Consider the following 1,821-nt stretch of genomic DNA (forward strand, 5'->3'; position numbering starts at 1 on the left):
GCAGGGGGGTGAAACCGCCTTTGACTTTAAGAGCCTTTGAAGTTGATTTTGCAGTCAAGCAGCTGCAGCCAACGACCAGCCCCTAAAAACAAACAAACCACTCCGAACATCGCACAAAGTTATCCCCCACACCCAAGCAAACTTTCAAATTGCAAGTTAAGATGCGCGAAACGTCCTGGCTTGCAAATCGAAAGTAAATCGCCAGGACCAACCGCCAGCCAGATGGAGAGGCCCATGGCCCACACCGACTTTGCCAGCATGCCATGCCCGATCGCCCGCTCAATGTCAGTGCTGGGCGAGCGCTGGGCCATCCTCCTGCTGCGCGAAGCGTTCTACGGCAGCACCCGCTTCGACGAATTCCAGCGCCACCTGGGCATTGCACCCAACATCCTCAGCGCGCGCCTGAAAAGCCTGGTGGAGCACGGCATGCTGGAACGCCTGCCTGCCCCCGACAGCGCGCGGCACGTCTACCACCTCACCGAGAAGAGCCGCGACTTCTTTCCCGCCTTTGTCGCCCTGAAAGCCTGGGCAGACCGCTGGATGAACGATGCGTGCGGCCCGCACACCGTGCTGCAGGACAAGCGCACCGGCGCCGCGATTGCCGCGCCGGCACTGGCACGCGCGGACGGCAGCCCGCTGACGCTGGACGACCTGCGCGTAGTGCCCGGCCCGGCCGCCAGCGGCGCCCTGCGGCGGCGCCTTGCCCGCGAAGACGATCCAGCCGGACCGGCCAAGCGCGAAACGACGGATGAAACGGAGTCCAGCCATGAATGAACCCCAGGCCAATCCGCTGGCGGCAGCCACGCTGGCGTCCGTGGTTACTGCCGCCCCCACGCAACCGTTGATGCGCGAACTCTTGCGCCGCATTCTGGTACTGGCCGCGCCCACCAGCCTGATCGCGTTCCTGCAGGCGGGCGCACAACTGATCGAGACCTGGCTGGCGGCGCGCCAGGGCACGGCGGCACTGGCGGGCTGGGCAGTCGTGCTGCCCTTCGCCCTGCTGCTGCAACAGATGTCAACCGGGGCCATGGGCGGCGGCGTGGTATCCGCCATCGCCCGCGCGCTGGGCGCGGGCAAGCGCGAGGAGGCTTCCTCCCTGGTGTTGCATGCGCTCATCATCGCCATCACGGCGGGGCTGGTGTTCGCCGTGGCGATGGCGGGCTTCCCGCGCGGCATCCTGGGCGCGGTGGCCGGGCAAACGGCTGCCGACGCGGCCGCCACCTATGCGATCTGGCTGTTCGGCGCCGGCGCGGTGCCAGCGTGGCTGGCCAACACGCTGGCTTCCGTGCTGCGCGGCGGTGGCCGCCATGCACTGGCGGCCCGCGTGCTGGCGCTGATGTGGATCGCCTTCCCTATCCTGGCCTGGGCGCTGGCCGAGCCGGCCGGCATGGGGCTGGCCGGCATCGGCGCCGCACTCGCGGCAGTGTCGTGGGGGGCGGCGCTGGCCATGGCCTGGGTAGTGCTGCGCGGCGGCGCCGGCTTTGTGCCAATGCTGCGGATACGTCCATCGCGCGCGCTGTTCGTGCGCATCCTGTCGGTAGGGCTGGTGGCCTGCGCCCTGGCATCGGTGGCTAACCTGACCACCATCCTGGTGACGGCGCAATTGCGTCATTACGGTACGGCCGCCGTGGCGGCCTACGGCATCTCCGCGCGGCTCGAATTCCTGATGATTCCGCTGGCCTTCGGCGTGGGCTCGGCGCTGACCGCGCTGGTGGGCGGCGCCGTGGGCGCCGGCGACTGGGTTACCGCGCGCCGTACCGCCTGGGCCGGCGCGCTGCTGGCGCTGGCGGTGGCCGGGGCGGGGGGGGCGGCCGGAGGGCC

Annotated in this window: 2 protein-coding genes; both read left to right on the forward strand. The window is 69.0% G+C overall.

The features are described 5' to 3' along the window. Positions 1–234 precede the first annotated feature (234 nt). Positions 235–774 carry a winged helix-turn-helix transcriptional regulator gene (locus tag CF70_RS23970; RefSeq protein WP_035870615.1) on the forward strand — a complete coding sequence of 180 codons (540 nt, stop codon included), beginning with the start codon at positions 235–237 and terminating at the stop codon, positions 772–774. 70 nt (positions 775–844) lie between these two features. Beyond that, positions 845–1,821, forward strand: a 977-nt coding sequence (locus CF70_RS23975; protein ID WP_414629476.1) for an MATE family efflux transporter, incomplete at its 3' end; no start/stop codon positions are given.

It is taken from the genome of Cupriavidus sp. SK-3 (assembly GCF_000611145.1).
GTDB lineage: Bacteria > Pseudomonadota > Gammaproteobacteria > Burkholderiales > Burkholderiaceae > Cupriavidus.

Coding starts and splice junctions, on each gene's coding strand:
- CF70_RS23970 (WP_035870615.1), top strand. CDS start 235: ATGGCCCACACCGACTTTGCCAGCATGCCATGCCCGATCGCCCGCTCA.